The 25,761-nt window shown below is 69.7% G+C and carries 25 protein-coding genes and 5 tRNA genes; 18 read left to right on the top strand and 12 right to left on the bottom strand.

Going from position 1 to position 25,761, the window contains the following annotated elements; all coding sequences use genetic code 11:
* Nucleotides 1–71 precede the first annotated feature (71 nt).
* The 6 genes from ACIP79_RS25565 to ACIP79_RS25540 form a co-directional block, all read right to left on the bottom strand.
* The gene (locus ACIP79_RS25565; RefSeq protein ID WP_266836330.1) at nucleotides 72–485 is read right to left on the bottom strand and encodes a roadblock/LC7 domain-containing protein; all 414 of its coding nucleotides are present in this window, start codon (nucleotides 483–485) and stop codon (nucleotides 72–74) included.
* A gap of 10 nt (nucleotides 486–495) precedes the next feature.
* Entirely contained in the window at nucleotides 496–3,753 is a 3,258-nt protein-coding gene (locus ACIP79_RS25560) for a nitrate- and nitrite sensing domain-containing protein (RefSeq protein ID WP_401226912.1), read from the bottom strand.
* Between the two features lie 386 nt (nucleotides 3,754–4,139).
* Nucleotides 4,140–4,715: an ATP/GTP-binding protein gene (locus ACIP79_RS25555; RefSeq protein ID WP_028802395.1), complete on the bottom strand. Its 576-nt coding sequence runs from the start codon at nucleotides 4,713–4,715 to the stop codon at nucleotides 4,140–4,142.
* A complete protein-coding gene (locus ACIP79_RS25550; protein ID WP_383685865.1) occupies nucleotides 4,696–5,094 on the bottom strand; it encodes a DUF742 domain-containing protein in 399 nt (132 codons plus the stop codon). The genes ACIP79_RS25555 and ACIP79_RS25550 overlap by 20 nt, the downstream gene beginning before the upstream one ends.
* A 111-nt stretch (nucleotides 5,095–5,205) precedes the next feature.
* A complete protein-coding gene (locus tag ACIP79_RS25545; protein ID WP_010984127.1) occupies nucleotides 5,206–5,619 on the bottom strand; it encodes a roadblock/LC7 domain-containing protein in 414 nt (137 codons plus the stop codon).
* 9 nt (nucleotides 5,620–5,628) lie between these two features.
* Nucleotides 5,629–9,357: a nitrate- and nitrite sensing domain-containing protein gene (locus ACIP79_RS25540; RefSeq protein ID WP_401226910.1), complete on the bottom strand. Its 3,729-nt coding sequence runs from the start codon at nucleotides 9,355–9,357 to the stop codon at nucleotides 5,629–5,631.
* A 597-nt stretch (nucleotides 9,358–9,954) separates the two neighbouring features.
* On the opposite strand from ACIP79_RS25540, the gene ACIP79_RS25535 reads away from it, so the two are divergent.
* The 9 genes from ACIP79_RS25535 to ACIP79_RS25495 all read left to right on the top strand — a co-directional run bounded on the left by ACIP79_RS25535 (nucleotide 9,955) and on the right by ACIP79_RS25495 (nucleotide 13,938).
* Nucleotides 9,955–10,143: a hypothetical protein gene (locus tag ACIP79_RS25535; RefSeq protein ID WP_401226909.1), complete on the top strand. Its 189-nt coding sequence runs from the start codon at nucleotides 9,955–9,957 to the stop codon at nucleotides 10,141–10,143.
* Nucleotides 10,144–10,236: 93 nt separating this feature from the next.
* On the top strand, nucleotides 10,237–11,025 hold the full coding sequence (locus ACIP79_RS25530) for a fumarylacetoacetate hydrolase family protein (protein ID WP_401226908.1): 789 nt from the start codon (nucleotides 10,237–10,239) through the stop codon (nucleotides 11,023–11,025).
* The gene (gltX, locus tag ACIP79_RS25525; protein WP_401226907.1) at nucleotides 11,018–12,487 is read left to right on the top strand and encodes a glutamate--tRNA ligase; all 1,470 of its coding nucleotides are present in this window, start codon (nucleotides 11,018–11,020) and stop codon (nucleotides 12,485–12,487) included. The genes ACIP79_RS25530 and gltX overlap by 8 nt, the downstream gene beginning before the upstream one ends.
* A gap of 111 nt (nucleotides 12,488–12,598) precedes the next feature.
* Nucleotides 12,599–13,333: an HAD family hydrolase gene (locus ACIP79_RS25520; protein WP_401226906.1), complete on the top strand. Its 735-nt coding sequence runs from the start codon at nucleotides 12,599–12,601 to the stop codon at nucleotides 13,331–13,333.
* Between the two features lie 91 nt (nucleotides 13,334–13,424).
* A tRNA-Gln gene (locus ACIP79_RS25515) sits at nucleotides 13,425–13,496 on the top strand.
* Between the two features lie 42 nt (nucleotides 13,497–13,538).
* A tRNA-Glu gene (locus ACIP79_RS25510) sits at nucleotides 13,539–13,611 on the top strand.
* Between the two features lie 62 nt (nucleotides 13,612–13,673).
* Nucleotides 13,674–13,746: transfer RNA gene (locus tag ACIP79_RS25505), tRNA-Glu, on the top strand.
* A 27-nt stretch (nucleotides 13,747–13,773) separates the two neighbouring features.
* Nucleotides 13,774–13,845, top strand: a tRNA-Gln gene (locus ACIP79_RS25500).
* Between the two features lie 20 nt (nucleotides 13,846–13,865).
* Nucleotides 13,866–13,938 (top strand) — tRNA-Glu (locus ACIP79_RS25495).
* A gap of 142 nt (nucleotides 13,939–14,080) precedes the next feature.
* Here ACIP79_RS25495 and ndgR read toward each other — a convergent pair.
* A complete protein-coding gene (gene ndgR, locus ACIP79_RS25490) occupies nucleotides 14,081–14,797 on the bottom strand; it encodes an IclR family transcriptional regulator NdgR (RefSeq protein ID WP_006383662.1) in 717 nt (238 codons plus the stop codon).
* A gap of 189 nt (nucleotides 14,798–14,986) precedes the next feature.
* On the opposite strand from ndgR, the gene leuC reads away from it, so the two are divergent.
* The 4 genes from leuC to ACIP79_RS25470 all read left to right on the top strand — a co-directional run bounded on the left by leuC (nucleotide 14,987) and on the right by ACIP79_RS25470 (nucleotide 18,274).
* Nucleotides 14,987–16,414, top strand: coding sequence for a 3-isopropylmalate dehydratase large subunit (gene leuC / locus ACIP79_RS25485; RefSeq protein ID WP_383684247.1), 1,428 nt, complete (start codon nucleotides 14,987–14,989; stop codon nucleotides 16,412–16,414).
* Between the two features lie 3 nt (nucleotides 16,415–16,417).
* On the top strand, nucleotides 16,418–17,011 hold the full coding sequence (leuD, locus tag ACIP79_RS25480; protein WP_401226904.1) for a 3-isopropylmalate dehydratase small subunit: 594 nt from the start codon (nucleotides 16,418–16,420) through the stop codon (nucleotides 17,009–17,011).
* A gap of 243 nt (nucleotides 17,012–17,254) precedes the next feature.
* A complete protein-coding gene (locus tag ACIP79_RS25475) occupies nucleotides 17,255–17,485 on the top strand; it encodes a hypothetical protein (protein WP_383684243.1) in 231 nt (76 codons plus the stop codon).
* 138 nt (nucleotides 17,486–17,623) lie between these two features.
* The gene (locus ACIP79_RS25470; RefSeq protein WP_401226902.1) at nucleotides 17,624–18,274 is read left to right on the top strand and encodes an HU family DNA-binding protein; all 651 of its coding nucleotides are present in this window, start codon (nucleotides 17,624–17,626) and stop codon (nucleotides 18,272–18,274) included.
* A gap of 122 nt (nucleotides 18,275–18,396) precedes the next feature.
* On the opposite strand, the gene ACIP79_RS25465 is transcribed toward ACIP79_RS25470, so the two are convergent.
* Together ACIP79_RS25465 and cofC are read right to left on the bottom strand one after the other, a co-directional pair.
* Complete coding sequence (locus ACIP79_RS25465) at nucleotides 18,397–18,600, bottom strand: hypothetical protein (RefSeq protein ID WP_383684240.1); 204 nt, start codon at nucleotides 18,598–18,600, stop codon at nucleotides 18,397–18,399.
* A gap of 69 nt (nucleotides 18,601–18,669) precedes the next feature.
* Entirely contained in the window at nucleotides 18,670–19,317 is a 648-nt protein-coding gene (cofC, locus tag ACIP79_RS25460) for a 2-phospho-L-lactate guanylyltransferase (RefSeq protein WP_401226900.1), read from the bottom strand.
* Nucleotides 19,318–19,461: 144 nt separating this feature from the next.
* On the opposite strand from cofC, the gene ACIP79_RS25455 reads away from it, so the two are divergent.
* The 3 genes from ACIP79_RS25455 to ACIP79_RS25445 are packed head-to-tail and all read left to right on the top strand — an operon-like array spanning nucleotide 19,462 to nucleotide 22,519.
* The gene (locus ACIP79_RS25455) at nucleotides 19,462–20,295 is read left to right on the top strand and encodes a lysophospholipid acyltransferase family protein (protein ID WP_401226898.1); all 834 of its coding nucleotides are present in this window, start codon (nucleotides 19,462–19,464) and stop codon (nucleotides 20,293–20,295) included.
* Entirely contained in the window at nucleotides 20,292–21,302 is a 1,011-nt protein-coding gene (locus ACIP79_RS25450) for an NAD(P)H-dependent glycerol-3-phosphate dehydrogenase (RefSeq protein WP_401226896.1), read from the top strand. Before ACIP79_RS25455 ends, ACIP79_RS25450 begins: the two co-directional genes overlap by 4 nt.
* Nucleotides 21,303–21,361: 59 nt before the next feature.
* Nucleotides 21,362–22,519 carry a D-alanine--D-alanine ligase family protein gene (locus ACIP79_RS25445; protein WP_401226894.1) on the top strand — a complete coding sequence of 386 codons (1,158 nt, stop codon included), beginning with the start codon at nucleotides 21,362–21,364 and terminating at the stop codon, nucleotides 22,517–22,519.
* Between the two features lie 24 nt (nucleotides 22,520–22,543).
* On the opposite strand, the gene ACIP79_RS25440 is transcribed toward ACIP79_RS25445, so the two are convergent.
* Both ACIP79_RS25440 and ACIP79_RS25435 read right to left on the bottom strand, forming a co-directional pair.
* A complete protein-coding gene (locus tag ACIP79_RS25440) occupies nucleotides 22,544–23,035 on the bottom strand; it encodes a DUF3515 domain-containing protein (RefSeq protein WP_401226892.1) in 492 nt (163 codons plus the stop codon).
* A 20-nt stretch (nucleotides 23,036–23,055) separates the two neighbouring features.
* The gene (locus tag ACIP79_RS25435) at nucleotides 23,056–23,289 is read right to left on the bottom strand and encodes an Lrp/AsnC family transcriptional regulator (RefSeq protein WP_383684229.1); all 234 of its coding nucleotides are present in this window, start codon (nucleotides 23,287–23,289) and stop codon (nucleotides 23,056–23,058) included.
* 296 nt (nucleotides 23,290–23,585) lie between these two features.
* Here ACIP79_RS25435 and ACIP79_RS25430 point away from each other — a divergent pair, with 296 nt between their 5' ends.
* Complete coding sequence (locus tag ACIP79_RS25430) at nucleotides 23,586–24,551, top strand: thiamine-phosphate kinase (protein WP_401226890.1); 966 nt, start codon at nucleotides 23,586–23,588, stop codon at nucleotides 24,549–24,551.
* Nucleotides 24,548–25,345, top strand: coding sequence for a bifunctional hydroxymethylpyrimidine kinase/phosphomethylpyrimidine kinase (thiD, locus tag ACIP79_RS25425; protein WP_401226888.1), 798 nt, complete (start codon nucleotides 24,548–24,550; stop codon nucleotides 25,343–25,345). The genes ACIP79_RS25430 and thiD overlap by 4 nt, the downstream gene beginning before the upstream one ends.
* Nucleotides 25,346–25,456: 111 nt before the next feature.
* Here the strand turns inward: thiD and rpmB are convergent, their stop codons facing one another.
* The gene (rpmB, locus tag ACIP79_RS25420; RefSeq protein ID WP_389508854.1) at nucleotides 25,457–25,642 is read right to left on the bottom strand and encodes a 50S ribosomal protein L28; all 186 of its coding nucleotides are present in this window, start codon (nucleotides 25,640–25,642) and stop codon (nucleotides 25,457–25,459) included.
* Between the last annotated feature and the right edge of the window lie 119 nt (nucleotides 25,643–25,761).

Here is a 25,761-nt window from a genome sequence, read left to right as displayed (position 1 = left end):
GGTACCCATCACCATGGGACCGCGTCCCGAAACCTTATGGCCTCGGGACACCAAAACGCACCGTCTGTCTGTTAGTTGAGAAGGCTCCCCTGGAGCTCTGCTCGAAGGTCCGGGGTCAGGACCGTACCCGCACGGTCCACCAGAAGCGCCATCTCGTACCCAACGAGGCCAATGTCCGCCTCCGGGTGTGCGAGTACGGCGAGGGAGGAACCATCGGAGACGGACATGATGAAGAGGAATCCCCTCTCCATCTCCACAACCGTCTGGTTCACGTGGCCGCCCTCGAAGATGCGGGAGGCTCCCGCGGTCAACGAGGTCAGGCCGGACGCCACGGCCGCCAACTGGTCGGCGCGGTCACGGGGAAAGCCTTCGGACATCGCCAGAAGGAGTCCGTCGGCGGAGACCACCACCGTGTGGGACACCCCGGGGGTGTTGTCCACGAAGTTGGTGATCAACCAGTTCAGGTTCTGCGCCGCCTGGCTCATCGGGCTCACACTAACGCTCCTGGTTGTAGGTGCTGTCAGGGCCGAGGCCCTGGCCGTTCGTGTCACTACCTGCATTGCGTCCCTGCTGAACACCGCGCCGCAGGTTGCTCAGTCTGCCCCGGATGTCCTCAGGGGCGCGGGAGACCTGGGGGCCGCCCTGCGGAGTCGACTCTGCGGTTCCCTCGACCAGGTTGGCCTTGGGCACCCGCCGCGGCAGACCGGACGGGGTGACCCCGCCCGCCTTGGGCTTCTTGAGCTGCTCGGCACGCTGCCAGCGGTCGTCGTTGGACGACCGCCAGTCGTCGGGGCCCTCCGTGGTCGCCGGCGGCGTCTGGTCCCGCTGCTCCACGGACCGCTGCCCGCTGCCCGCCCCGGTGGCGCCGCGACGGGGGAGCCCCGCGTCGGTCAGCGCGTGCGGGGCGGAGGGGGCCGGTCCCGGACGGCTGAAGCCTACGCCGTCCTGTTCACCGGCGTCAGCGGTCTTCGCCGATTCCGCTTCCGGAGCGTACTCGGACCGATACGCGTTCTGCTGCGCGTCCTGCTGCGGCCAGTCGTCCTGGTGGGAGGGCTGCGCGAAGGCCGAGAAGGTCTCGGAGGCGGCGCTCCGGTTACCCGAGGCGTCCCCCTGGACCGGCTCCGGATACGTGGGTTCCGGGTAGCCGCCGCCCGGCGGGAAGTACGTCTCGTCGTAGGACCCCTGCCGCGGCTCCTCGTACGCCGTCTGCTGGTCGTACGTGGCCTGCTGCTCCTCGTACGGCGCCTGCCCGTTGGCGTAGGGAGCCTGCGCCTCGAAGGGTGCCTGCGTGTTGTCGTACGACGGAGGATTGGCGTAGGCCTGCTGCCCGTTCTCGTACGCGGGCTGCTGGGCGTCGAAGCCCTCCTGGTGACCGGGAGCCTCCAGGGACTCCGGCTGGCCCGTCTGGGCCTCCAGGGCCGCCCGGCGCTCCTCGCGCATCAGCGAGCGGCCGACGGGGTCCAGCTCGCGGATGTCGTCGGGCACCTCGTAGCGGCTGTCGTCGAAGCCGAGTTCGGCGGCCGTGCGCAGCGGCTGCTGCTGGGCCTGGAACGGCTCGCCCTGGAAGGCCTGCGGCTGCTCGGGCATGATCTGCGAGACGGTGAACTCGTCGCGCTGGAGCTGCTCGCCGCCACCGCCACCGTGGGTGATCGCGTCGGGGAGCATGACGAGGGAGGTCGTACCGGCCTGCTCGCCCGAGGGGCGGAGCTGGACGCGGATGCCGTGCCGGTCGGACAGCCGGCCGACCACGAACAGGCCCATGCGCTGGGAGATCGCGGCGTCCACCGTCGGCGGGTTGGCCAGCTTGTGGTTGATGTCCGCGAAGTCCTCGGCGGTGAGGCCGATGCCCTTGTCGTGGATCTCGACCATGACGCGGCCGTCCGGCAGACGGGTCGCGGTGACACGGACCTTGGTCTGCGGGGAGGAGAACGTGGTGGCGTTCTCCAGGAGCTCGGCGAGCAGGTGCACGAGGTCGGTCACGGCGCGGCCGTGGATCTCGGCCTCCGGGACCCCGGAGAGCTCGATGCGCTCGTACTGCTCCACCTCGGAGGAGGCGGCGCGCAGCACGTCGACCAGCGGGACCGGCTGGTCCCAGCGGCGGCCCGGCTCCTCGCCCGCGAGGACCAGGAGGTTCTCGCCGTTGCGGCGCATACGGGTCGCGAGGTGGTCCAGGCGGAAGAGGTTCTCCAGCTGGTCCGGGTCGGCCTCGTTGTTCTCCAGGTCGGTGATCAGGGTCAGCTGGCCCTCGATCAGGGACTGGTTGCGGCGCGACAGGTTGGTGAAGATCGCGTTGATGTTGCCTCGCAGGAGGGCCTGCTCGGCGGCGAGCCGTACGGCCTCGCGGTGCACCTGGTCGAAGGCGCGGGCGACCTCGCCGATCTCGTCCGTGGTGGTGATGGGGATCGGCGTGACACGGGTGTCGACGCGGCCCGGGTCCGTACGGGAGAGCTGGTCGACCAGCATCGGCAGGCGCTGCTCGGCCACGTTGAAGGCCGCGTTGCGCAGCTGGCGCATCGAGCGGCTCATCTGGCGGGCGACCATGCCGGCCAGGATGAACGCGGCGAGCAGGGCGATCACGACGGCGGCGCCGGTGACGATGGCGTCCTGCTTGGCGCTGTCGGAGATGTCGGAGGCCTCGGCCACCGCCTTGTCCGTCAGATCCGACTCCAGGGCGCGGTAGGCGTCGACCTTGCCGGTGTTGACCGCCCACCAGTTGGCCGCGGTGACGCCCTGCGAGGCGAGTCCGTCACGGGCGCTCTGGTCGGTGGTGGAGAGAGTGGAGAGGGCCGAGACCATCGCGGTGTCCCCGGACGGCGGGGGCACATAGGTCTGCCCCTGGGCCGCGGCGGCCTCGGCGGCGGCCTGGGCCTGGGCCTTGCCGTCGGACTTGAGCTTCTTCTGCGCCGCCGTGAGCTTGGCCGCGTCGGCCTCGGTGCCACCGCCGATGTACTCCTCGACGGCGATGCCCTCCAGGTAGGCGTACGAGGAGAGGGCGACGCGTTGCTTGGCGAGGTCCTGGGCCGAGGGGCCCGGCTTCAGCAGCAGGTGCATGCCGATGGACCGCTGCAGCGACGCGGCGGCCTTGGAGAGCGAGAGCGCGTAGACGGTACGGCCGTAGCTGGTGATGTTGCCGGTGCCCAGGCCGAGCTCGTTGGAGAACTCCATCAGCGGGTGCTGGATCTGCGTGTAGCCCTCTTCGGTCTGCACGCCGGTGAGCTGCGAGGTGTACGCGGCCTTGCGCAGCGTGGCGAGACCCGGCTCGACCTTGCGGAAGATCTGCAGACGGCGCTGGAGACCGGCCGTCTGAGGCATGTTCTGGGCGACCTGGTCGAAGGCGTCCGCGGCCTTGTCCGTGTCGGCGCGGGCCTTGACGACGGTCGAGTCGTCCTCGCCCGCGCCGGTCAGCAGCGGCTCGGCGGTGACGTCGCGCTCGACGTACAGCTTGTCGCCGTAGGTCAGCGCGGCCTGCACCAGGCGGGCCGTCGCCTCGGCGTCCTGGGCCTCCTGCCAGGTGTCTATCGAGTTCCGCACCTGGAAGCCGCCCATGACCAGGCCGACCACCACGGGGATGAGCAGGATCGCGTTCAGCCTGGTCGGCACGCGCCAGTTGCGCGGGGAGAAACGACTGCCGCTCGGTGCCGGCGCCTGCATGGGCTCCGGGGAGCCGGGCATCTGTGCGGGCCCCGCGACGCGCGGCGGCGGGGTGAAGTTGCCCCGTGCCGACGGCTCGGGACCGTTCTTGCTTCGCCTCACTCGACCAAAACCTCTCGGCGTCGGCACCTACGTTGTGCCGCGGTGTCTCCGGCGCCCTTGACTACTGGGCAGGTCAGCGCATTCCAGCACGTCAGGCGGCGCCCTTCCAAACACTCGGAACCCATGATTCCGGGTGAGGCAAGCCTCAGATAAAACGGTCATAAAGAACGAGCCCCGTCAAAAGACGGGGCCTTTGTGAGCGCAGTGGTACCGGTTGAACGCGATGCGTGTTGGTGCCCCTGCAATTCTCTGTCGAAACGTTATGAACACTGTGGCCGACCGTGTCAAACGACACAGCCGGCTCCAGAGCGTCTACGACAACTGCCTTATGGAACTGTCGACTTGTGGACCGGGGCGAGCGCGTCTTCCGCCGCCCCGGACCCGCGCTAACGCAGACGAGCCATGAGTGCGTGTTCGACGAGCGTGATCAACGCGCTCTTCGCGTCCGCGCGGTGCCGGGCGTCCGTCGTGATGATAGGCGCGTCCGGACCGATCTGGAGGGCCTCGCGGACCTCTTCGGGGTTGTAAGGCTGGTGTCCGTCGAAGCCGTTGAGGGCGATGACGAACGGGAGACCCGAGTTCTCGAAGTAGTCGACCGCGGGGAAGCAGTCGGCGAGACGCCGGGTGTCCACCAGGACCACAGCGCCGATGGCGCCGCGGACCAGGTCGTCCCACATGAACCAGAAACGGTCCTGACCCGGTGTACCGAACAGGTACAGGATCAGGTCCTGGTCCAGGGTGATTCGTCCGAAGTCCATGGCCACCGTGGTGGTGGTCTTGTCCCCGGTGTGGGTGAGGTCGTCGATGCCCGCGGAAGCGGACGTCATGACGGCCTCCGTGCGCAGCGGGTTGATCTCCGAGACGGCACCCACGAACGTGGTCTTGCCGACACCGAAGCCACCCGCCACCACGATCTTCGCGGAGGTGGTCGCCCGGCCTCCGTCAGAGCTTGCGAAGTCCACTGAGCACCCTTTCGAGCAAAGTCACGTCCGGCGCTCCGCCGTTGCTCTCGTCGCCGCCCGGCTGATGGATGGCGACGAGTCCGGCCTCGGCGAGGTCCGCGACAAGGATCCGTGCCACACCCAGTGGCATGGAAAGAAGTGCCGATACCTCGGCTACGGACTTCACCTCACGGCAAAGGTGGCAGATCCGCTGGTGCTCGGGGAGCAGCCCCATCAGCTGCGCCGGGTCGGCCGTGGTGCTGATCAGTGCCTCGATGGCGAGCTGGTAGCGCGGCCGGGTCCGGCCGCCGGTCATCGCGTACGGACGTACCAGCGGCTGGTCGCCCTCTTCCTCGTACGTATGTGAGTACGGATCATGAGAGGCGTTGGGCGGGGTCATGAATCCTCCGGGCGGGGACAGCAAGTGGGTCAGTCGTGCCGTCTGTTGGGGCCGGTGGGGGGATTGTGTCGGCCGGACGGTGATTTCGTGCTGTGGGTAGAACCCAGGGCGTCAGTGGAGCAGACTTCCCTGTAGTTCGGCGCGCAGGTCCGGCGTGAGCACTGCGCCCGCGCGGTCGACGAGCAGCGCCATCTCGTAGCCGACAAGGCCGATGTCGCACTCCGGGTGGGAGAGGACCGCCAGAGACGATCCGTCCGAAACGGACATCAGGAAAAGGAACCCGCGCTCCATCTCCACGACTGTCTGAGCCACCGTGCCGCCCTCGAAGATCCGGGAGGCCCCGGCTGTCAGCGAGGTGAGCCCGGACGCGACCGCCGCGAGCTGGTCGGCGCGGTCGCGCGGGAAGCCTTCGGACATCGCCAGAAGGAGACCGTCGGCGGACACGACGACGGTGTGGGACACCCCCGGGGTGTTGTCCACGAAGTTGGTGATCAACCAGTTCAGGTTCTGTGCGGCCTGGCTCATCTGACTCAACTAGTGCTCCTGCTGGTGAGTGGGGCTGGGGAAGCTGCCGGTCTGGCCTGTACCGGCCTGGCGACCCTGCTGAATGCCCCGACGGAGATTGGTCAGCCGGCCGCGTACGTCATCAGGCGCACGGGAGACCTGCGGACCGGTTTGGTGCGTCTGCTGCTGCGCCGTACCCGCGACGAGGTTGGCTCGCGGTACGCGGCGCGGCAGGCCTGAGGTGGTGACCCCGCCCGCCGATGGCTGACGGACGCGTTCTGCCTGCCGGACGAGGTCGTCGTTCGGCGAGGTGCGCCAGGACGCCTGGGCGGCCGGCGCGGCGGCGGGCCGCGGCGGAACCGCGGGCGCCGCCTGCGGCTGCGGGGTCTGGGGGGAACCCTGCGAGCCGTTGCTCTGGTTCTGCGCGGCGGCTGCCGCCGCTGCCGCTGCCGCCTGCTGACCGTGGAACCAGTTGGTCTCCAGCGTGTCGTACAGCGGCGTACGTCCGTCACCGGGTCCCGCCGGCGGCAGGGCCTCGGGCTCCGGGGCGTGCGCGGGCCGCTGCGGAGGAGCCGGCGGCCGCTGCGGTGTCTGCGGCCGCTCGAACTGGCCGGTGGACGACGGGTTCTGGCCGTTGCCGTACCCGGGCGTCGCGAACTGGCCGGTGGACGAGGGGTCCTGCGAGGCGCCGTAACCCGGGTTGGCGAACTGGCCCGTGGTGGACGGGTTCTGGCCGTTGGGGGCCGCGCCCGAGGTGCCGAAGACATCCGGGCGGACGAACTGACCGGTGTTCTGACCGGGGTTGTGGCCCGGGTACTGCCCGTTGCCCTGGCCCGAGTACTGCGACGGGACCGCACCGGGGTTCGGGGCGTCGTAGTCGGGGCGGGCGAACTCGGAGGTGGCGGCGGCGTCCTGACGGTCGTCGATCCGCGGGAACTCCGAGGTGGCGGCCGGGCCCTGCCGGTCGTCGATCCGCGGCATGCGCGAGGTGGAGTCGGTCTCCTCGTGACCCCGGGGGGTGTCGAGGGAGGCGCGCGGCACCGGCGGCTGGGCGTTGTCGTCGCTCCAGCTCGGCCTCGACTGCCCGTTGCCGCCGGGGAGTTCGGCGCGAGCGCCGCCCCGGCCCGGAAGCTGCGGCCTGCGACGGCTGCCCTTGCCGGTGGGCGGCTGCGGGGGAGTGGCCGCGGGGGCGTTCTGCCGCGTCCCGGGTCCGTCGCCGAAACCGCTCTGCCGGTTGCCGGACGCGTCGCCGAAGCCCTGCGCGCCGGTTCCCGTGGTCTGGAGGCCCTGCGTGGCACTCGGCGAGCCCTGCCCGAAGGCACCGGCACCGGCCGGAGCCGGCCTGTTCTGCGGCGGGTTGCCCGGACCCTGGGGTCCACGCGAGCCGCCCGGCGCACCGGGGAAACCGCCCTGGCTGCCCGGCAGTGCGGCACGCGGACCCTGGCCCGCGCCGACCTGCCCGCGCTGCGGCGGAGCACCGACCCGGCCGGGGTTGCCCCCGCCACCGAGGGCGGGACCGCCCGGCTGGCCGTTGCCGCGGCGGGCCGCGGCGACACCGGCGGAGGCCTGCGAGGCCGCGGGACCGGCGCCCTGACCAGGCTTGTTCGGAACCTTCTTGCCACCCTGGGCGACATCGACGGGGAGCATGACGAGGGCCGTCGTGCCACCGGAGTCGGACGGGCGGAGCTGGATGCGGATGCCGTGACGCTGGGACAGCCGGCCGACCACGAACAGACCCATTCGGCGCGACACCGAGACGTCCACGGTGGGCGGCGAGGCGAGCCGCTCGTTGATCGCCGCGAGGTCCTCGGGGGAGAGGCCGATACCGGTGTCGTGGATCTCGATCAGCACGCGGCCGTCGGGCAGCGCGTGACCGGTGACCTTGACCTTGGTCTGCGGGGAGGAGAACGACGTGGCGTTCTCCAGCAGCTCGGCGAGCAGGTGCACGAGGTCGTTGACCACGCGGCCGGCCACTTCGGTGGTCGGCACGGAGGCCAGCTCGATGCGCTCGTACTGCTCCACCTCGGAGGCGGCGGCGCGGAGCACGTCGACCAGCGGGACCGGGCGGGTCCAGCGTCGGCCGGGCTCCTCACCGGCGAGAACGAGGAGGTTCTCACCGTTACGGCGCATGCGGGTCGCGAGGTGGTCGAGCTTGAAGAGCGAGGAGAGCTGGTCCGGGTCGGCCTCGCGGGACTCCAGTTCGGAGATGAGCGAGAGCTGACGCTGGATGAGGCCCTGGGAGCGGCGCGAGAGGTTGGTGAACATCGCGTTGACGTTGCCTCGCAGGAGGGCCTGCTCGGCGGCGAGTCGTACGGCCTCGCGGTGCACGTCGTCGAATGCCGCGGCGACCTGGCCGATCTCGTCCCGGGAGTGCACACCGACCGACTCGACGGAGGTGTCGACGTCCTGCGGGTCGGACTCCGAGAGCTGCTTGACCAGCTCGGGCAGGCGTTCCTGGGCGACCTTGGTCGCGGTGTCCTGGAGCCGGCGCAGCGAGCGGATCATGGAGCGGGCCACCACGAAGGCGCCGACGAGCGAGACACCGAGGACGAGCAGGATCAGCGCACCCGAGATGATCGCTTCGCTCTCGGCCTCGTTGCGCAGCTCACGGGCCTTCTGCTCCATCTCGCCGAGCAGCGTGGTCTCGATGTTCGTCATCTGCCCGATCTTGGTGGAGTCGTCGTCGACCCAGTCCAGATACGAGCGCTTGTCACGCTGGGCGAGACCACCACGGCTGGCGAGCACGCGCTTGGCGTAGTCGTCGGCCGCCTCGATGGTCGGGTTGCCGCTCTCGATGGGCTTGAGGAGCTCCGCGGAGCCCTCGCCGTAGATGCTCTCGAAGCTGCTGAGGTCGGACTCCTGGCTCTGCTGCGCCGAGAGCGCGTACTGCCGGTCGTTCTCGGACAGCGAGCCGAAGGTCGTGTTGCTCTCGGGCAGCGCGGCGGCGATGACCGCTCGCTGGACGGAGGCGTACTCCTTCGCGGAGGAGAAGGCCGCCAGCGCACGGGTCCGCTGGATCATCTCCGGGGCGCTGGTCGCCTCGGCCATGTCCTGCGAGAGACCCAGGAGCTGGGTGATGACCCGGTGGTAGGCCTCGACCGTCTGCGTGGAGTTGTTGGGCTCGTCGTAGGCGTCGCCGCGGATGCTGTTGAGCTTCTGCAGCTCGCGGGTGAGGCCGACGAGGCTGTCGCGGACGCCGGTGAGCTGGCCGTCCGTGCTGGAGTCGTCGATCTCCTGGACGCCCTCGAGGAAGTTCTTCTTCGAGATGTCCGTCGCGTCCCGGACCGACTTGATGGCGGGGGAGGTGGCGGTGGCGCCGTGCACGAGGGGACCGGCCGTCGTGTCGCGCTCCTTCTGGAGCGCGGCCGCGAGCTCGGTCGCCTGCTTGGTGATGTCGGTCAGCAGCTTCATGTTGTCGAGCTGCTGGATGTCGTCCATCGACTGGTTGATGCGCAGCGCACCGAGCGAGGTCGCGGCGACCACGGGGAGTGCGAGCAGCGACACCAGACGCGTGGAGATGCGCCAGTTGCGCAAGGCTATTCGTGAGCCGGGGCCGGCAGGGCCCTTCGGCTTCTTGGCCGCCGGTTTCGGGGGAGCCGTCACACCGGGGCGCGCGGAACCTTCACCGCTGCCGCCGACCTGTGCCGGTCCCGGGTTCTGGGCGTGCTGGGGCGAGGAGCTGCCTTTGGTGGGGCCAGTCCCGCCATGCGGCTCCGGCTCCGCCGGAGCGCTGCCATCCCTCTTGAAACGTCCCTGCACTAGCGTCGCAACCTCTGGACCAGGCGCCCCTCCGCGCAAACGGCGGGACGGTGTCGGCGTCGTTCAGGGGCGCAGACGCGCCCCCTGGTGGTCTTGAGTATCCGGCGCTGGGTCCCCCTGCCCCGCCGCCACTCGGCGCTTCGTAGCGCCCCCAGCGCGCCGGTCGGATCCCGCGGCGGTTCGTGGAATTCCAGCACAGTGCCGGATCTCCAACAAGGGCCGAGTACCAGGCTGTGACCTCCGTGACAGCTTGTGAGGGCTGCGTCACGAGACGTAGAAAGTGATCTCGTACATAACGGGCGTATGCCTACGAGGTGTTGGGGTGCTGGGGGTGTCCCAGTCGCCATGATCAGGAGCGGAATGTCGGCTTCAGTGGAGCAATGTCGGTTTCGTCGCGTCAGGCCGTCGGCCTGAATTGACCGGTTTGCCTACTAGTAAGTGAGGAAACTCACACCACGATCATGGCGTCTTCACGGCTTCCCCCGGGAATTGCATGTTTAGCCTGACGCTTTACAGGGATGGCAAATCCGACAAGCCGCGCCTGTGCGGGGGCCTTTGAGCCCACCGGCGCCCATGACGACAAGGTCGAGTACAACAGTGAAGACCACGATGATGTTCCGCAACATTGCCAACCCGCGACGCACCACGCTGGCCCACCTGGAGGACGCCGACGAGCTGCGCGCCCCGGAGCAGCCGGAGCACTCGCTCGACCTCCCGGCCCAGACGGCCAACCCCCGCCGCACCATCCTCATGGAAGCGCCGGCCGCCGCCGCTGTGGCGGAGTAGCGCCCCCGCCGGAATACGCGAGGTGCCCGCCCCTTCCCGCGTTAGCCTGGAGCGTCAGACTCCAGCCAGCTCAGTGAGGGGCGCAACGATCCCGTGCGCATCGCCAGGTTCTCCATCGACGGCAACGTCGCTTTCGGCGCGGTCGAGGGCGACAAGCCGGACGAACTCGTCCTCGACATCATCAAGGGCATCCCGTTCACGGACTTCGAGCTCTCCGGCACGAAGGTCCCGCTGAACAAGGTGCGGCTGCTGCCCCCGGTGCTCCCCAACAAGGTCGTGGCCTTCGGCCGCAACTACGCCGAGCACGCGCGGGAACTCGGCAACGAGGTGCCCGACGCCCCCTTCGCCTTCTTCAAGCCGTCGACCTCCGTGATCGGCCCCGGCGACGACATCCAGTACCCCACCTTCTCGAACGAGGTGCACCACGAGGCCGAGCTGGCCGTGGTCATCGGCCGCATGTGCCGCGAGGTCCCGCGCGAGCGCGTCAAGGACGTCATCCTCGGTTACACCTGCGCCAACGACATCACCGCGCGCGACGTCCAGAAGCGTGAGAAGCAGTGGGCCCGCGCCAAGGGCTTCGACGGTGCCTGCCCGCTCGGGCCCTGGGTGGAGACGGACATCGACCCCGCGGCCATCGCCGAGGGCATCACCATCCAGTGCACGGTCAACGGACAGCAGCGTCAGCTAGGCCGCACCAGCGAGATGATCCACTCCGTCGAGGATCTGATCGTCAACATCACCGAGGCCATGACACTGCTCCCTGGGGACGTGATCCTCACGGGCACCCCGGCCGGAGTCGGCCCCCTGAACGTCGGCGACGAGGTCGCCGTCACCATCGAAGGCATCGGCACTCTCACCAACAGGGTGATCAAGCGTGGCTAACGCGAACGTCCGCGTACGTTTCTGTCCCTCCCCGACCGGCAACCCCCACGTGGGCCTGGTCCGCACCGCCCTCTTCAACTGGGCGTTCGCCCGGCACAACGAAGGCACCCTGGTCTTCCGCATCGAGGACACCGACGCGGCCCGCGACTCCGAGGAGTCGTACGACCAGCTGCTCGACTCGATGCGCTGGCTGGGCTTCGACTGGGACGAGGGCCCCGAGATCGGCGGCCCGCACGCGCCCTACCGCCAGTCGCAGCGGATGGACATCTACCAGGACGTCGCCCAGAAGCTCCTGGACGCGGGCCGCGCGTACCACTGCTACTGCTCGACGGAGGAGCTGGACGCCCGCCGCGACGCCGCCCGCGCCGCCGGCAAGCCGTCCGGCTACGACGGCCACTGCCGCGACCTCACCGCCGAGCAGGCCGCGGCCTACGAGGCGGAGGGCCGCAAGCCCATCGTCCGCTTCCGCATGCCCGACGAGACGATCACTTTCACGGACCTGGTCCGCGGCGAGATCACCTACCTCGCGGAGAACGTCCCCGACTACGGGATCGTACGAGCCAACGGCGCGCCCCTCTACACGCTCGTCAACCCGGTCGACGACGCGCTGATGGAGATCACCCACATCCTGCGCGGCGAGGACCTGCTCTCCTCCACCCCACGCCAGATCGCCCTCTACAAGGCGCTGACCGAGCTGGGCATCGCCAAGGAGACCCCGGCCTTCGGCCACCTCCCGTACGTCATGGGCGAGGGCAACAAGAAGCTCTCCAAGCGTGACCCGGAGTCCTCCCTCAACCTTTACCGGGAGCGCGGCTTCCTCCCCGAGGGACTGCTCAACTACCTTTCCCTCCTTGGCTGGTCGCTGTCGGCGGACCGCGACATCTTCTCCGTCGAGGAGATGGTCGCCGCCTTCGACGTCACGGACGTCAACCCCAACCCGGCCCGCTTCGACCTCAAGAAGGCCGAGGCGATCAACGCCGACCACATCCGTCTGCTCGACGTGAAGGAGTTCACCGAGCGCTGCGCCCCCTGGCTGAAGGCCCCCTTCGCCCCCTGGGCGCCGGAGGACTTCGACGAGGCGAAGTGGCAGGCGATCGCGCCGCACGCGCAGACCCGCCTCAAGGTCCTCTCCGAGATCACGGACAACGTCGACTTCCTCTTCCTCGCGGAGCCGGTCTTCGACGAGGCGTCCTGGACGAAGGTCATGAAGGAGGGCAGCGACGCGCTGCTCCGCACGGCCCGCGAGAAGCTGGACGCGGCCGACTGGTCCTCGGCGGAGTCCCTCAAGGAAGCCGTCCTGGCCGCCGGCGAGGAGCACGGCCTCAAGCTCGGCAAGGCCCAGGCCCCTGTCCGCGTCGCCGTCACCGGCCGCACCGTCGGCCTGCCGCTCTTCGAGTCCCTGGAGATCCTGGGCAAGGAGCGGACGCTGGCCCGCGTCGACGCGGCACTGGCGAAGCTGTAACCACCGTCACACGCGCTCCTACGAAGGGGGCGGCGCCCGATATCCCCGGGCGTCGCCCCCTTCGTACGGTGAGCGGCGGACACGCGCCGCACCCGCGGATACCGTCGGACCATGAGCATCAGGGCCCTGGTCTGGGACATCGACGACACCCTCTTCGACTACACGGGCGCCGACCGGGCCGGGATGCGCGGGCACCTGGCGGCCGAGGGACTGCTCGACGCGTACGGTTCCCTCGACCAGGCACTCGTGCGCTGGCGGGAGATCACCGACGTGCACTGGGCGAGGTTCGCGGCGGGGGAGTCGGACTGGCAGGGCCAGCGGCGGGACCGGGTCCGGGCGTTCCTGGACCGGCCGCTGAGCGATACCGAGGCCGAGGGCTGGTTCGAGCGCTACGCCGGGCACTTCGAGGCCGCCTGGGCTCTCTTCCCGGACACCGTGCCGGCCCTGGACGCGCTCGCCGCCAGTCATCGGCACGCGGTCCTCTCCAACTCCAGCCTCCCCAACCAGGACCGCAAGCTCCGCGTCCTGGGGCTGCGCGACCGCTTCGAGGCCGTCCTGTGCGCGGCCGAACTGGGGGTCTCCAAGCCCGCGGTGGCGGCCTTCCACGCGGCCTGCGACGCCCTCGGCCTGCCTCCGCACCAGGTCGCCTACGTCGGCGACCACCCGGAGATCGACGGGCGCGGCGCCGCCGAGGCGGGGATGTTCTCCATCTGGATCGACCGTACCGGCGCTCACCCCGCGCCCGAGAGCGGTCCCAGGGGCCCGCACCGGATCGCCTCGCTGGCCGAACTCCCCGTGATCCTCGGCGCTGATACCCGTTTTGGAGCGCCGTCCACCTTCAGGTAATGTTCTTCCTGCGCCGCCGGAGAACGGGCCGAAAGGTCAGAAAACCCGAGGCGCTAGCTAAAACGGAACCCCGCAGGGGGTTGTGTTTCAGTGGCCTATGGTGTAATTGGCAGCACGACGGTTTCTGGTTCCGTTAGTCTAGGTTCGAGTCCTGGTAGGCCAGCTCGCAGAGCTTATCTGCAACCGCAGAGACCAACTCTGCAAGGCCCCCGTTGTGTAGCGGCCTAGCACGCTGCCCTCTCACGGCAGTAGCGCCGGTTCGAATCCGGTCGGGGGTACAGATCCTTCTCAGGAAGGCAGTCCGGGTCGCACCCGCTGCCTCTCATGCAGGATCGCTAGGGCCCCCGTTGTGTAGCGGCCTAGCACGCTGCCCTCTCACGGCAGTAGCGCCGGTTCGAATCCGGTCGGGGGTACGTGGACGGTCTGGACTGGACCCCCATTGGGCTATGGTGTAATTGGCAACACGACGGTTTCTGGTTCCGTTGTTCTAGGTTCGAGTCCTGGTAGCCCAGCTGGATCACTCGTGGTCCTCGCCCCCGTTGTGTAGCGGCCTAGCACGCTGCCCTCTCACGGCAGTAGCGCCGGTTCGAATCCGGTCGGGGGTACACAATTCGACGGCCCCCCACTTCGGTGGGGGGCCGTCGGCGTTCTCGGGGTCAACTCCGCCCACGCGGCGGAGAGTTCGGCAGCCGTCGGGTGGGGAGGGCCTGCCGCGGCGTTGAGGCCGGCCCCCTCCCGGGATGATGGTCAGCCGGTGCGGCGCAGGGCTTCGGAGAGGCGGCCGGCGGCGTCGATGACCGCCTGGGCGTGCATCCGGCCGGGGTGCCGCGTCAGACGCTCGATCGGCCCGGAGACGGAGACGGCGGCGACCACGCGGTTCGAGGGGCCGCGCACCGGCGCGGAGACGGACGCGACGCCCGGCTCGCGCTCACCGATCGACTGGGCCCAGCCCCGGCGTCGTACTCCCGACAGCGCCGTGGCGGTGAAGCGGGCGCCCTGAAGGCCCCGGTGCAGGCGCTCCGGCTCCTCCCAGGCCATCAGGATCTGAGCCGAGGAACCCGCCTTCATGGTGAGGGTGGAGCCGACCGGGACGGTGTCCCTGAGGCCCGACAGGCGCTCGGCCGCGGCCACGCAGATGCGCATGTCGCCCTGGCGGCGGTAGAGCTGCGCGCTCTCCCCGGTGAGGTCCCGCAGGTGCGTGAGCACCGGGCCCGCCGTCGCGAGGAGACGGTCCTCGCCGGCGGCCGCGGCCAGCTCGGCGAGGCGGGGGCCGAGAATGAAGCGGCCCTGCATGTCACGCGCCACCATGCGGTGGTGTTCAAGTGCCACGGCGAGGCGATGTGCCGTGGGTCGAGCCAGTCCGGTCGCCGCGACCAGTCCCGCGAGGGTGGCCGGACCGGACTCCAGAGCGCTCAGGACAAGGGCTGCCTTGTCCAGAACGCCGACGCCGCTACTGTTGTCCATGAAACGATACTCGCGTCTCACTCTGTGAAACGCAAGTTCAATTTCCCGTGGAACGCGCCACCCTTGTAGGCATGCGGCCCGCGGACCAACGGGCCCGGCGGCAGACGTCCGGTACGAGGGGTACGAACGTCGCCGCCCCGGAAATCTCTAGTTGGGCCGGCGCCACACAGGCCGGCCGGAGGGAAAGCGATGGGTAGGACACTCGCGGAGAAGGTCTGGGACGACCATGTCGTCCGGCGCGCCGAGGGCGAGCCCGACCTCCTCTTCATCGATCTGCACCTGCTGCACGAGGTGACCAGCCCGCAGGCCTTCGACGGCCTCCGTCAGGCCGGCCGCCCGGTGCGCCGCCTCGACCTCACCATCGCCACCGAGGATCACAACACCCCGACCCTCGACATCGACAAGCCCATCGCCGACCCGGTCTCCCGGGTCCAGCTGGAGACGCTGCGGAAGAACGCCGCCGAGTTCGGCGTACGCCTGCACTCGCTCGGTGACGTCGAGCAGGGCGTCGTCCACGTCGTGGGACCGCAGCTGGGCCTGACCCAGCCGGGCACCACCGTGGTCTGCGGCGACTCGCACACCTCCACGCACGGCGCCTTCGGCGCGCTGGCCTTCGGCATCGGCACCTCGCAGGTCGAGCACGTGCTGGCCACCCAGACGCTGCCGCTGGCCCGGCCCAAGACCATGGCCATCACCATCGACGGCGAACTGCCCGCCGACGTCACGGCCAAGGACCTGATCCTGGCGATCATCACGAAGATCGGCACGGGTGGCGGCCAGGGCTACATCCTGGAATACCGCGGCTCCGCCATCGAGAAGCTCTCGATGGAAGCCCGCATGACCATCTGCAACATGTCGATCGAGGCCGGCGCCCGCGCGGGCATGATCGCCCCCGACGAGACCACCTTCGCCTATCTCAAGGGCCGCGCCCACGCGCCCGAGGGCGAGGAGTGGGACGCCGCCGTCGCGTACTGGAAGACCCTGAAGTCGGACGAGGACGCCGAATTCGACGAGGAGGTCGTCATCGACGCCGCCTCCCTCGCGCCGTTCGTCACCTGGGGAACCAACCCCGGCCAGGGCGCGCCGCTTTCGGCGGACGTCCCCGATCCCGCTTCGTACGAAGACGCTTCGGAGCGCCTGGCCGCCGAAAAGGCCCTGGAATACATGGGGTTGACCGCCGGAGAGCCGCTGCGTGACATCAAGGTCGACACCGTCTTCGTAGGTTCCTGCACCAACGGCCGTATCGAGGACCTGCGTGCGGCCGCCTCGATCGTCGAGGGCCGCAAAGTCGCCGACGGCGTAAGGATGCTGGTGGTCCCCGGCTCCGCCCGGGTCGGTCTCCAGGCCGTTTCCGAGGGCCTGGACGTCGTCTTCAAGGAGGCCGGCGCCGAATGGCGGCACGCGGGCTGCTCGATGTGTCTGGGCATGAACCCGGACCAGCTGGCCCCCGGCGAGCGCTCCGCGTCCACCTCCAACCGCAACTTCGAGGGCAGGCAGGGCAAGGGCGGCCGTACGCACCTGGTCTCGCCGCAGGTCGCCGCCGCCACCGCCGTGCTGGGCCACCTGGCCTCCCCGGCCGACCTGTCCGACGCCCGTACGCCCGCTGGAGTCCGATAAGCCATGGAAGCATTCACCACACACACCGGCCGGGCCGTCCCGCTGCGCCGCAGCAACGTCGACACCGACCAGATCATCCCTGCTCACTGGCTCAAGAAGGTGACCAGGGACGGATTTGAGGACGGGCTCTTCGAGGCCTGGCGCAAGGACTCGTCCTTCGTCCTCAACCAGCCCGAGCGGGCAGGGGCCACGGTCCTGGTCGCCGGTCCCGACTTCGGCACCGGTTCCTCGCGCGAGCACGCGGTCTGGGCGCTCCAGAACTACGGCTTCAAGGCCGTCATCTCCTCGCGTTTCGCCGACATCTTCCGCGGTAACTCGCTCAAGAACGGCCTGCTCACAGTGGTTCTGGAGCAGAAGATCGTGAACGCGCTCCAGGAGCTCACGGAGAACGACCCGCAGGCCGAGGTGACGGTCGACCTGGAGGCCCGCGAGGTGCGCGCCGAAGGCATCACCGCCTCCTTCGAGCTGGACGAGAACGCCCGCTGGCGGCTGCTGAACGGCCTGGACGACATCTCCATCACCCTGCAGAACGAGGGCGACATCTCGGCGTACGAGGCCAAGCGGCCCTCGCACAAGCCGAAGACGCTCCAGGTCTGATTTCAGCCACCGCAACACCCCTCTGTACCCCCAATCGTGGACGGTTGGGGGTACAGCTGTGTCCACCTTCGAACAGCCTTCGGATGCGTTGGAAAGAACCCCCAACTCCCGTAGTTACAAAGGTCGTTGAGGGGGTAGCCGACCTATGGTGCGGGGTGCCGCCGAGGGGTCCGGGAACCCCTGTGGGGGCGGCAGTTGCCCCCTGCGCAGGCGACAACTCGCCCCAGATGGCACAATCTGTGCATGGAACACGACGGCCAACTCGAGCTCTATGTGGCAGTCGCGGCCCAACTCAAGGAAGCGCACACAAGAGTGCGCGCACTGCAAGTCCCGGAGGGCGTACGGATGGCGCTGACCCGGAAGCTGCTGGTCATTACGGCCGTGGCCAAGCACGATCTCGCCGATGCGACAAGGCGTCTGGAGCGGTTCACCGACGACCTCGACGGGGGTCGATTCCTCGAAGAGGAACGCTGAGTTACTCCACGACAGTCCGAGTTCGTTGCGGCACAAGGGTGATTCGCCCGTTTCGTGTTTGATTTGCGGTATATATCTGCCTAACGTGCGAAAAAGCTTGAACGCATTCGTTCGGGCAATGTCTCCGAAGGGGAAGACGTGAACAAGGCGCAGCTCGTAGAAGCGATTGCCGACAAGGTCGGCGGGCGTCAGCAGGCCGCCGACGCGGTCGACGCCGTACTGGACGCCGTCGTCCGCGCGGTTGTCGGCGGTGACCGGGTCTCGGTCACCGGCTTCGGTTCCTTCGAGAAGGTCGACCGTCCGGCTCGTTACGCCCGCAACCCGCAGACGGGTGAGCGCGTCCGGGTCAAGAAGACCTCCGTGCCGCGCTTCCGCGCGGGCCAGGGCTTCAAGGACCTGGTGAGCGGCTCGAAGAAGCTCCCGAAGAACGACGTCGCGGTCAAGAAGGCCCCGAAGGGCAGCCTCTCCGGCGGCGCTTCGGCCACGGTGAAGAAGGCCGCGGCCAAGAAGGCCACCACCGCCAAGCGGGCGACGGTCAAGAAGACCACCGCCCCCGCGCGGAAGACGGTCGCCAAGCAGACGACCGCCACGGCCAAGAAGACCACGGCCAAGAAGGCGACCGCCAAGAAGACCACGGCGACCGCCAAGAAGGTCGCGGCGAAGAAGACCACGGCCAAGAAGGCCACCGCCAAGAAGGCCCCGGCGAAGAAGGCGACCGCCAAGAAGGCCCCCGCCAAGAAGTCGACGGCTCGCAAGACCACCGCCAAGAAGGCCACCGCCCGCTCGTAGCAAGGGCGCAGAGGCAACTAACGCGCCGGGCCGGGCTCCCACCGGGAGCCCGGCCCGCGGCGTGTCCGGGGCCCGCAGGCGGTCGGTCGTTCTGCGTTCTGTCCGCGTTCTGTCCGCGGCGCCTAGAACGTCTGCAGGGTGATCAGCGTGATCCGGCGCGCCTCGCCGTCCCCCTCGGTCTCCACGCGCACCCGCTGGCCGGGGCGCAGCAGTCGCAGTCCGCCGGCGTCGAACGCCGGGCCGTCGAAGGGCACCGGGGTGCCGTCGTCGAGCAGCACCTGGCCGCTGCGGGTCTCGGGGTCGTACGTGTACGCGGTCGCCTGCATGGCGGAAGCCTATCCAGGAGCGGGCCTTGCCCCTCGGCCGCCGGACCCCCTTCAGCCGCCGGGCCGCCCTCAGCCGCCTGGCTGGCCGGGGATGAGCAGCCGCGCGGCGAGGGCGGCGGTGCGGGGGCCCACGCCCAGTGCCAGCGCGGCTCGCAGGTCCTCGCCGGTGTCCACGTCCTGACGTACGGAATCCACGCCGTGGAGACGGAGTTCCGCAGCGCCCGAGGCCCGGTGGCGCACGCGGGAATCGGGGCCGAAAGCCGGGAGCAATTCCCGGCCCGGGGCCGCGGTCAGCAGCGTGGTGCCGATTGCTGCCGCATCGGGGAGAAAAGCGCGCGGGAATTCCGCGGCGGCTTCGAGTACCCGGGCCAATTCCGGCGGGCGCAACGCGGGCAGATCGGCGTTCAGGGCGGCGACGGCGCTTTCGGGAGTTCGGGAGCGTACGGCGGAGCCGCCGTACGCCAGTGCGACGTTCAGGCCGCCCGCCGGCTCGCCCGTGATGATCCGGGCGCCCAGCGCGGCCAGTTCCCGCCCGGCGACGGCGTCGTCCGTGACTACCGCCACATCACCGACCGTGGCGCAGGCCAGCGCGGCGGCCACGGTGTCCTGCGCGAAGGCGAGCGCGAGCCCCGGGCGCAGTCCGTCGTCGGCGGTGTCCGCAAGCCTGCTCTTGGCGCGCGCCAGGGGTTTGAGCGGTATCACCAAGATCCACTGCACGAGCGCCCCGCCTCTCCGATGTCGCACTTATTGTGACCCGGCCGCCCTGGCGGTCCGCACTCCGGGGCGTACGGTGTTCTCGACAGACAGTCGGCCTGGGGCGACACTTGTGCGGCCCCCCGGGCCCTGGAGGAAGGTGTTCGCGTGCCCCGCCGCAGAATCGGCTTCTGGTACCGCTTTGCAGCGGTCCTCTGCAAACCGCCGCTGGTGGTTCTGATCAAGCGGGACTGGCGCGGGATCGAGAACATTCCGGCCGACGGTGGATTTATCACCGCGGTGAACCACAATTCGCATGTGGACCCGTTCATGTATGGGCACTACCAGTACAACACCGGGCGGGTTCCACGATTCCTGGCGAAGAGCAGCCTTTTCGGGAAGGGTTTCGTGGGCGCCGCGATGCGCGGCACGGGCCAGATCCCGGTGTACCGCGAGACGACGGACGCGCTGAGCGCATTCCGGGCCGCGATCGACGCCGTGGAGCGTGGCGAGTGCGTCGCGTTCTATCCCGAGGGCACCATCACCCGTGATCCCGGCCAGTGGCCGATGACGGGCAAGACGGGCGCCGCCCGCGTCGCCCTGCAGACCAGGTGCCCGGTGATTCCCGTCGCCCAGTGGGGCGCCAACGAACTCCTGCCGCCGTACGCCAAGAAGCTCCACGTCCTGCCGCGCAAGACCCACCGCGTCCTCGCGGGACCCCCGGTCGACCTCTCGCGCTTCTACGACAAGGAGATGTCCCCGGACGTCCTCAAGGAGGCGACCGAGACCATCATGGCGGCCATCACCGCGCAGCTGGAGACGATCCGCGGGGAGAAGTCGCCCCACGCGCCCTACGACCCGCGCCGGGAGCGGATCGAGCAGCGCAGGCGGACCGCCACCGTGGAGCGGGTCGCCCGGGAGTCCGCCGCGCAGGAGCAGGACGCCCACGACAACGCGCAGGCGCAGCACAAGGCACAGCAGGAAGAGGGGCAGGGCACGTGAGCAAGCCGGTCAAGGCGGCTGTCTTCGGGACCGGATCGTGGGGCACGGCCTTCGGCATGGTGCTCGCCGACGCGGGATGCGACGTCACCCTGTGGGCACGCCGTGCCGGCCTCGCGGAGGCGGTCAACTCCACGCGTACGAACCCGGACTACCTCCCGGGCGTCGAACTCCCCCTGAACCTGCGGGCCACCGCGGACGCCGCCGAGGCCGCGCACGACGCCGACTTCACGGTGCTCGCCATTCCCTCGCAGACCCTGCGCCAGAACCTCGCGCAGTGGGCGCCGCTGCTCGCGCCCGACACCGTCCTCGTCTCCCTCATGAAGGGCGTCGAACTCGGCTCCACCATGCGGATGAGCGAGGTGATCGAGGACGTCGCCAAGGTCGGCGCCGACCGCGTCGCCGTCGTCACCGGACCCAACCTCGCGCGGGAGATCGCCGCGCGCATGCCGGCCGCCGCCGTGGTCGCCTGCCGCTCCGAAGAGGTCGCGACGCGGCTCCAGTCCGCGTGCCACACGCCGTACTTCCGCCCGTACACCAACACGGACGTGGTGGGCTGCGAACTCGGCGGCGCCGTCAAGAACGTGATCGGTCTCGCCGTCGGCATCGCGGACGGCATGGGACTGGGCGACAACGCCAAGGGCTCGCTCATCACGCGCGGCCTCGCGGAGACCTCGCGCCTCGGGCTCGCCATGGGCGCCGACCCGATGACGTTCGCCGGACTCGCGGGCCTGGGCGACCTGGTGGCCACCTGCTCCTCACCGCTGTCCCGCAACCACACCTTCGGCATCAACCTCGGCAAGGGCATGACCCTCCAGGAGACCATCGCGATCACCAAGCAGACCGCGGAGGGCGTCAAGTCCTGCGAGTCCGTGCTGGGTCTGGCGCGGGGGTACGGCGTCGACATGCCGATCACGGAAACGGTCGTCGGCATCGTCCACGAGGGCAAGCCGCCCGTGGTCGCCCTCAAGGAGATCCTGTCGCGCAGCGCCAAGCCGGAGCGACGCTGAGCGACAGGCGTCAACAGGCGCTGACTGAGGGGGGTACCAGCGGGTACGCTCAACGCGATATGAGCACCGAGAACCTCCCCCAGACCCCTGAGCAGCCGCATCGCAAGCCGCGCGTGGCCGTCGTCTTCGGCGGACGCAGCTCCGAACACGGGATCTCCGTGGTCACGGCCGGCGCGGTGCTGCGCGCCATCGACCGGACGAAGTACGACGTCCTGCCGATCGGCATCACCCAGGACGGCCGTTGGGCGCTCACCGCCGACGAGCCGGAGCGCATGGCGATCGTGGACCGGCGGCAGCCGAGCGTGGACCTGCTCGCCGAGTCGACCGAGGGCGGCGTGATCCTCTCCGTCGACCCCGCCAACCGCGAAGTCGTCTACAGCGAACCGGGTTCCGTCCCCAAGGCCCTCGGCGAAGTGGACGTCGTCTTCCCCGTGCTGCACGGCCCCTACGGCGAGGACGGCACCCTTCAGGGCCTGCTCGAACTCTCCGGGGTCCCCTATGTCGGTGCCGGTGTGCTCGCCTCGGCTGTGGGCCAGGACAAGGAGTACATGAAGCGGGTGTTCACCTCCTTCGGGCTGCCCGTGGGCCCGTATCTGGTGATCAGGCCGCGTGAGTGGACCGGCGACGAGCAGGGGGCCCGTGAGCGGATCGCCGGCTTCGCCGGTGAGCACGGCTGGCCGCTGTTCATCAAGCCCGCGCGCGCGGGGTCCTCGATCGGCATCACCAAGGTCGACTCCTTCGAGGGCCTCGACGAGGCGATCGCGGAGGCCCAGCGGCACGACCCGAAGATCATCGTGGAGGCGCTGCTGCGCGGCCGCGAGATCGAGTGCGGCGTCCTGGAGTTCGAGGACGGACCGCGCGCCAGCGTGCCCGCCGAGATCCCGCCGGTGCAGTCGCACGCCTACTACGACTTCGAGGCGAAGTACATCGACTCGACGCCCGGACTCGTACCGGCCCCGCTGACGCCCGAGCAGACCGCGGAGGTTCAGCGGCTGGCGGTCGAGGCGTTCGAGGCGGCCTCCTGCGAGGGCCTGGTGCGCGCGGACTTCTTCCTCACCGAGGAAGGGGAGTTCGTGATCAACGAGATCAACACCATGCCCGGGTTCACGCCCATCTCGATGTACCCGAAGATGTGGGAGGCGAGCGGGGTGGCCTACCCGGAGCTGGTCGACCGCCTGGTGCAGGCGGCGCTGAACCGCCCGACAGGACTCCGCTAGCGAAGTCCCCGCCAATCCCTCATGTCAGTCGGCGATCCCTTCGGGGATCGCCTTCTTGATGGGCGCGGCGAAGTCCGTGAGCGGTCCCGCGCCCTCGTCGGCCCGCTCCGCGGGCAGCGTCACCTCGACGTATGCCGTGCGCAGGGTCGTCGTGAAGACGTACGACCCGTCGTCCCGCTTCTCGACCAGCCAGCCGACGCCGTTCACCTCGGCGCCGTCGGCGTTCGCGTCGTCCATCTCGGCGGGCCGTTCCACACCGCAGCGCAGTATGATCGCCGGGCCTCCCCAGCCCGCGGTCAGCGCGGACCGGGGCTCGGGATCGTTCCGGTCGAGGCCGTTGACTTTCTCCGGCAGCTCCTTGTCCAGGTTCTGGCACAGCCCCGTGACCTTCGCGTCCGGGCTGGGAACCGCGGCCGAGGGTTCGTCGTCTGCCGAGGAACAGCCCGTGACGGCGAACAGCAGAGCGAGAACGGGCAGCCCGAGAGCAGCGGTCCGCCGGTGGTGGGAGAAGGTCACCGGCCAAGGGTAGACGGGGGCTACAGGTGCACGACCGGGCAGGTCAGGGTGCGGGTGATGCCGTCCACTTGCTGGACTTTGGCGACCACCATGCGACCGAGGTCGTCGACGGTGTCGGCCTGCGCACGCACGATCACGTCGTACGGTCCCGTCACGTCCTCGGCCTGGATCACCCCCGGGATCTTGCTGATCGTCTCGGCGACGGTCGACGACTTGCCGACCTCCGTCTGGATCAGGATGTACGCCTGTACCACGGAACCTCCAGGGCGGCCACGAGGATCATGTGGGGAAAAGGAACGCCACGGTATCGCGTCGCCGCTCGCCGCGGGGAGACCCCCGGTGGCAGGGGCTTGCGCGCCGGGGTGCACAGACTGCACGAGTTGACGGTCATTTCGACCGTACCGAGTACCAGGACGGCACGCGACCGCACCGAGGACGGTTCGTCGGCCGCGGCGCGGGACGGATCGCGCGGAGCGGAGCGGGCGGTACGTGACGTGCCGGGGACGGGACGTACCGTGGCGCGGACAGGAAGAGAAGGGGCAGTACGACTATGAAGGGCACCGTGGGCGAGTTGGGGGAGTTCGGGCTCATCAAGGAGCTCACCTCGCGTCTCACCACCACCCCGGCGGTCCGGGTCGGCCCCGGCGACGACGCCGCGGTGGTGGCCGCGCCCGACCGCAGGGTCGTGGCGAGCACCGACATCCTCCTGGAGGGGCGGCACTTCCGCCGCGACTGGTCGACGGCGTACGACGTCGGGCGCAAGGCCGCCGCGCAGAACCTCGCGGACATCGCCGCGATGGGCGCCGTACCGACCGCGCTGCTGCTCGGCCTGGTCGTCCCGGCCGAACTCCCGGCCACCTGGCCGTCGGAGATGATGGACGGGCTGCGCGACGAGTGCCAGGTCGCGGGCGCCTCCGTGGTCGGCGGCGATGTCGTACGCGGCGACACCATCATGGTCTCGATCACCGCGCTCGGCGATCTCCGCAACCACGAGCCGGTGACCCGGGGCGGTGCGCAGCCCGGTGACATCGTCGCCGTGACGGGCTGGCTCGGCTGGTCCGCGGCCGGGTTCGCGGTGCTCTCCCGCGGCTTCCGTTCGCCGCGCGCCTTCGTCGAGGCGCACCGGCGTCCGGAGCCGCCCTACCACGCCGGTCCCGCGGCGGCCGGACTCGGCGCGACCTCGATGACGGACGTCAGCGACGGGCTGATCGCGGACCTCGGGCACATCGCCGAGGCGAGCAAGGTGCGCATCGACGTGCGTTCCGGGGACATCGACATTCCGACGCAGATGAACGACATCGGGCAGGCCGTCGGCGTCGACCCCATCCAGTGGGTGCTCACCGGCGGCGAGGACCACGCGATCGTCGCGACCTTCCCGCCGGACGTGAAGCTGCCCGCCCGCTGGAAGGTCATCGGCGAGGTGCTCAACCCGTCGGCCCTGCCGCACGTCACGGTGGACGGGGCGCCGTGGACGAACAAGGGCGGCTGGGACCACTTCGGGGACATCGAGTCGTGAGCGCTCCGCCGCGGGTGCTGACGGTCGCGGGCTCCGACTCCGGTGGCGGGGCCGGGATCCAGGCCGACCTGAAGACGATGCTCGCGCTCGGGGTGCACGGCATGAGCGTGATCACGGCCGTCACCGCGCAGAACTCCCTCGGCGTGCAAGGCGCTTGGGAGCTGCCGGTGGAGGCGGTGCGCGCCCAGTACCGCAGCGTCGTCGACGACATCGGTGTCCGGGCGGTGAAGACCGGCATGCTCGCCTCCGCCGAACTCGTGTGCGCCGTCGCCGAGTTGATCGCCGACACGGACGCGCCGACCGTCGTCGACCCGGTCGGCGTCTCCAAGCACGGCGACTCGCTGCTCGCCGCCTCCGCGCTGGATTCCGTACGGACGAGGCTGTTGCCGGTCGCGACGGTGGCGACGCCGAACCTCGACGAGGTGGCCCAGCTGACGGGTGTGCGGGTCGAGTCGGAGGAACAGTTGCGGGAGGCCGCGGCGGCCGTGCTGGCGTACGGCCCGAAGTGGGTGCTGATCAAGGGCGGTCATCTGCCCGGGGACGCCGTCGATCTGCTGACGGACGGGTCCGAGGAACACTGGCTGCGCGCGCCCCGCCACGACAACCGGCACACGCACGGCACGGGCTGCACCCTCGCCTCGGCCATCGCCTGCGGACTGGCGAAGGGGGAGACGGTGCCGGAGGCCGTCGCGGCGGCCAAGGAGTACGTCACCGGGGCGATCGCGGCCGGGTTCGCGCTGGGCGGCGGCATCGGGCCGGTGGATCACGGCTGGCGGTTCAGGGACGACGGTTGAAGGCCGGTGGTTGAAGGCCGGTCGCCGGCAGGGGGCAGCAAAAAACCGGCCCACCGTGAGGTGGACCGGTTCAGTGCAAGCGAACCAGCAGTGGCCGCGCGCTGGCGGTTGTCAGCGCGTGACCTTGCCGGCCTTGATGCACGAGGTGCAAGCGTTCACGCGCTTCGGCGTCCCGCCCACCACGGTACGTACGCGCTGGATGTTGGGGTTCCAGCGGCGCGGGGTACGGCGGTGCGAGTGCGAGATGTTGTTGCCGAAGCTCGGCCCCTTGCCGCAGACGTCGCAGTTGGCAGCCACGGGTCACTCCAAAGACTTCAGATGCTCTTACGGTGGATCCCGGCATGCCGGGATCAAGATCTAGGATCTGAGTGGCGGTGCCAGGAGGAAAACCCGATCGGATCGGGCAACCGGAGCAG

The sequence above is a fragment of the Streptomyces sp. NPDC088747 genome (assembly GCF_044751025.1).
Taxonomy (GTDB): domain Bacteria; phylum Actinomycetota; class Actinomycetes; order Streptomycetales; family Streptomycetaceae; genus Streptomyces.
Note: the sequence above shows the minus strand (reverse complement) of the source record. Positions and strands in the feature narration are given on the sequence as shown.

Bases quoted from the DNA above. Each gene is read 5' to 3' on its own strand.
- ACIP79_RS25565 (WP_266836330.1), bottom strand. From the start codon at position 485: ATGAGCCAGGCGGCGCAGAACCTGAACTGGTTGATCACCAACTTCGTG.
- ACIP79_RS25550 (WP_383685865.1), bottom strand. From the start codon at position 5,094: ATGACCCCGCCCAACGCCTCTCATGATCCGTACTCACATACGTACGAG.
- ACIP79_RS25545 (WP_010984127.1), bottom strand. From the start codon at position 5,619: ATGAGCCAGGCCGCACAGAACCTGAACTGGTTGATCACCAACTTCGTG.
- ACIP79_RS25520 (WP_401226906.1), top strand. From the start codon at position 12,599: ATGAGCATCAGGGCCCTGGTCTGGGACATCGACGACACCCTCTTCGAC.
- ndgR (WP_006383662.1), bottom strand. From the start codon at position 14,797: ATGGACAACAGTAGCGGCGTCGGCGTTCTGGACAAGGCAGCCCTTGTC.
- leuC (WP_383684247.1), top strand. From the start codon at position 14,987: ATGGGTAGGACACTCGCGGAGAAGGTCTGGGACGACCATGTCGTCCGG.
- leuD (WP_401226904.1), top strand. From the start codon at position 16,418: ATGGAAGCATTCACCACACACACCGGCCGGGCCGTCCCGCTGCGCCGC.
- ACIP79_RS25475 (WP_383684243.1), top strand. From the start codon at position 17,255: ATGGAACACGACGGCCAACTCGAGCTCTATGTGGCAGTCGCGGCCCAA.
- ACIP79_RS25465 (WP_383684240.1), bottom strand. From the start codon at position 18,600: ATGCAGGCGACCGCGTACACGTACGACCCCGAGACCCGCAGCGGCCAG.
- ACIP79_RS25445 (WP_401226894.1), top strand. From the start codon at position 21,362: ATGAGCACCGAGAACCTCCCCCAGACCCCTGAGCAGCCGCATCGCAAG.
- ACIP79_RS25430 (WP_401226890.1), top strand. From the start codon at position 23,586: ATGAAGGGCACCGTGGGCGAGTTGGGGGAGTTCGGGCTCATCAAGGAG.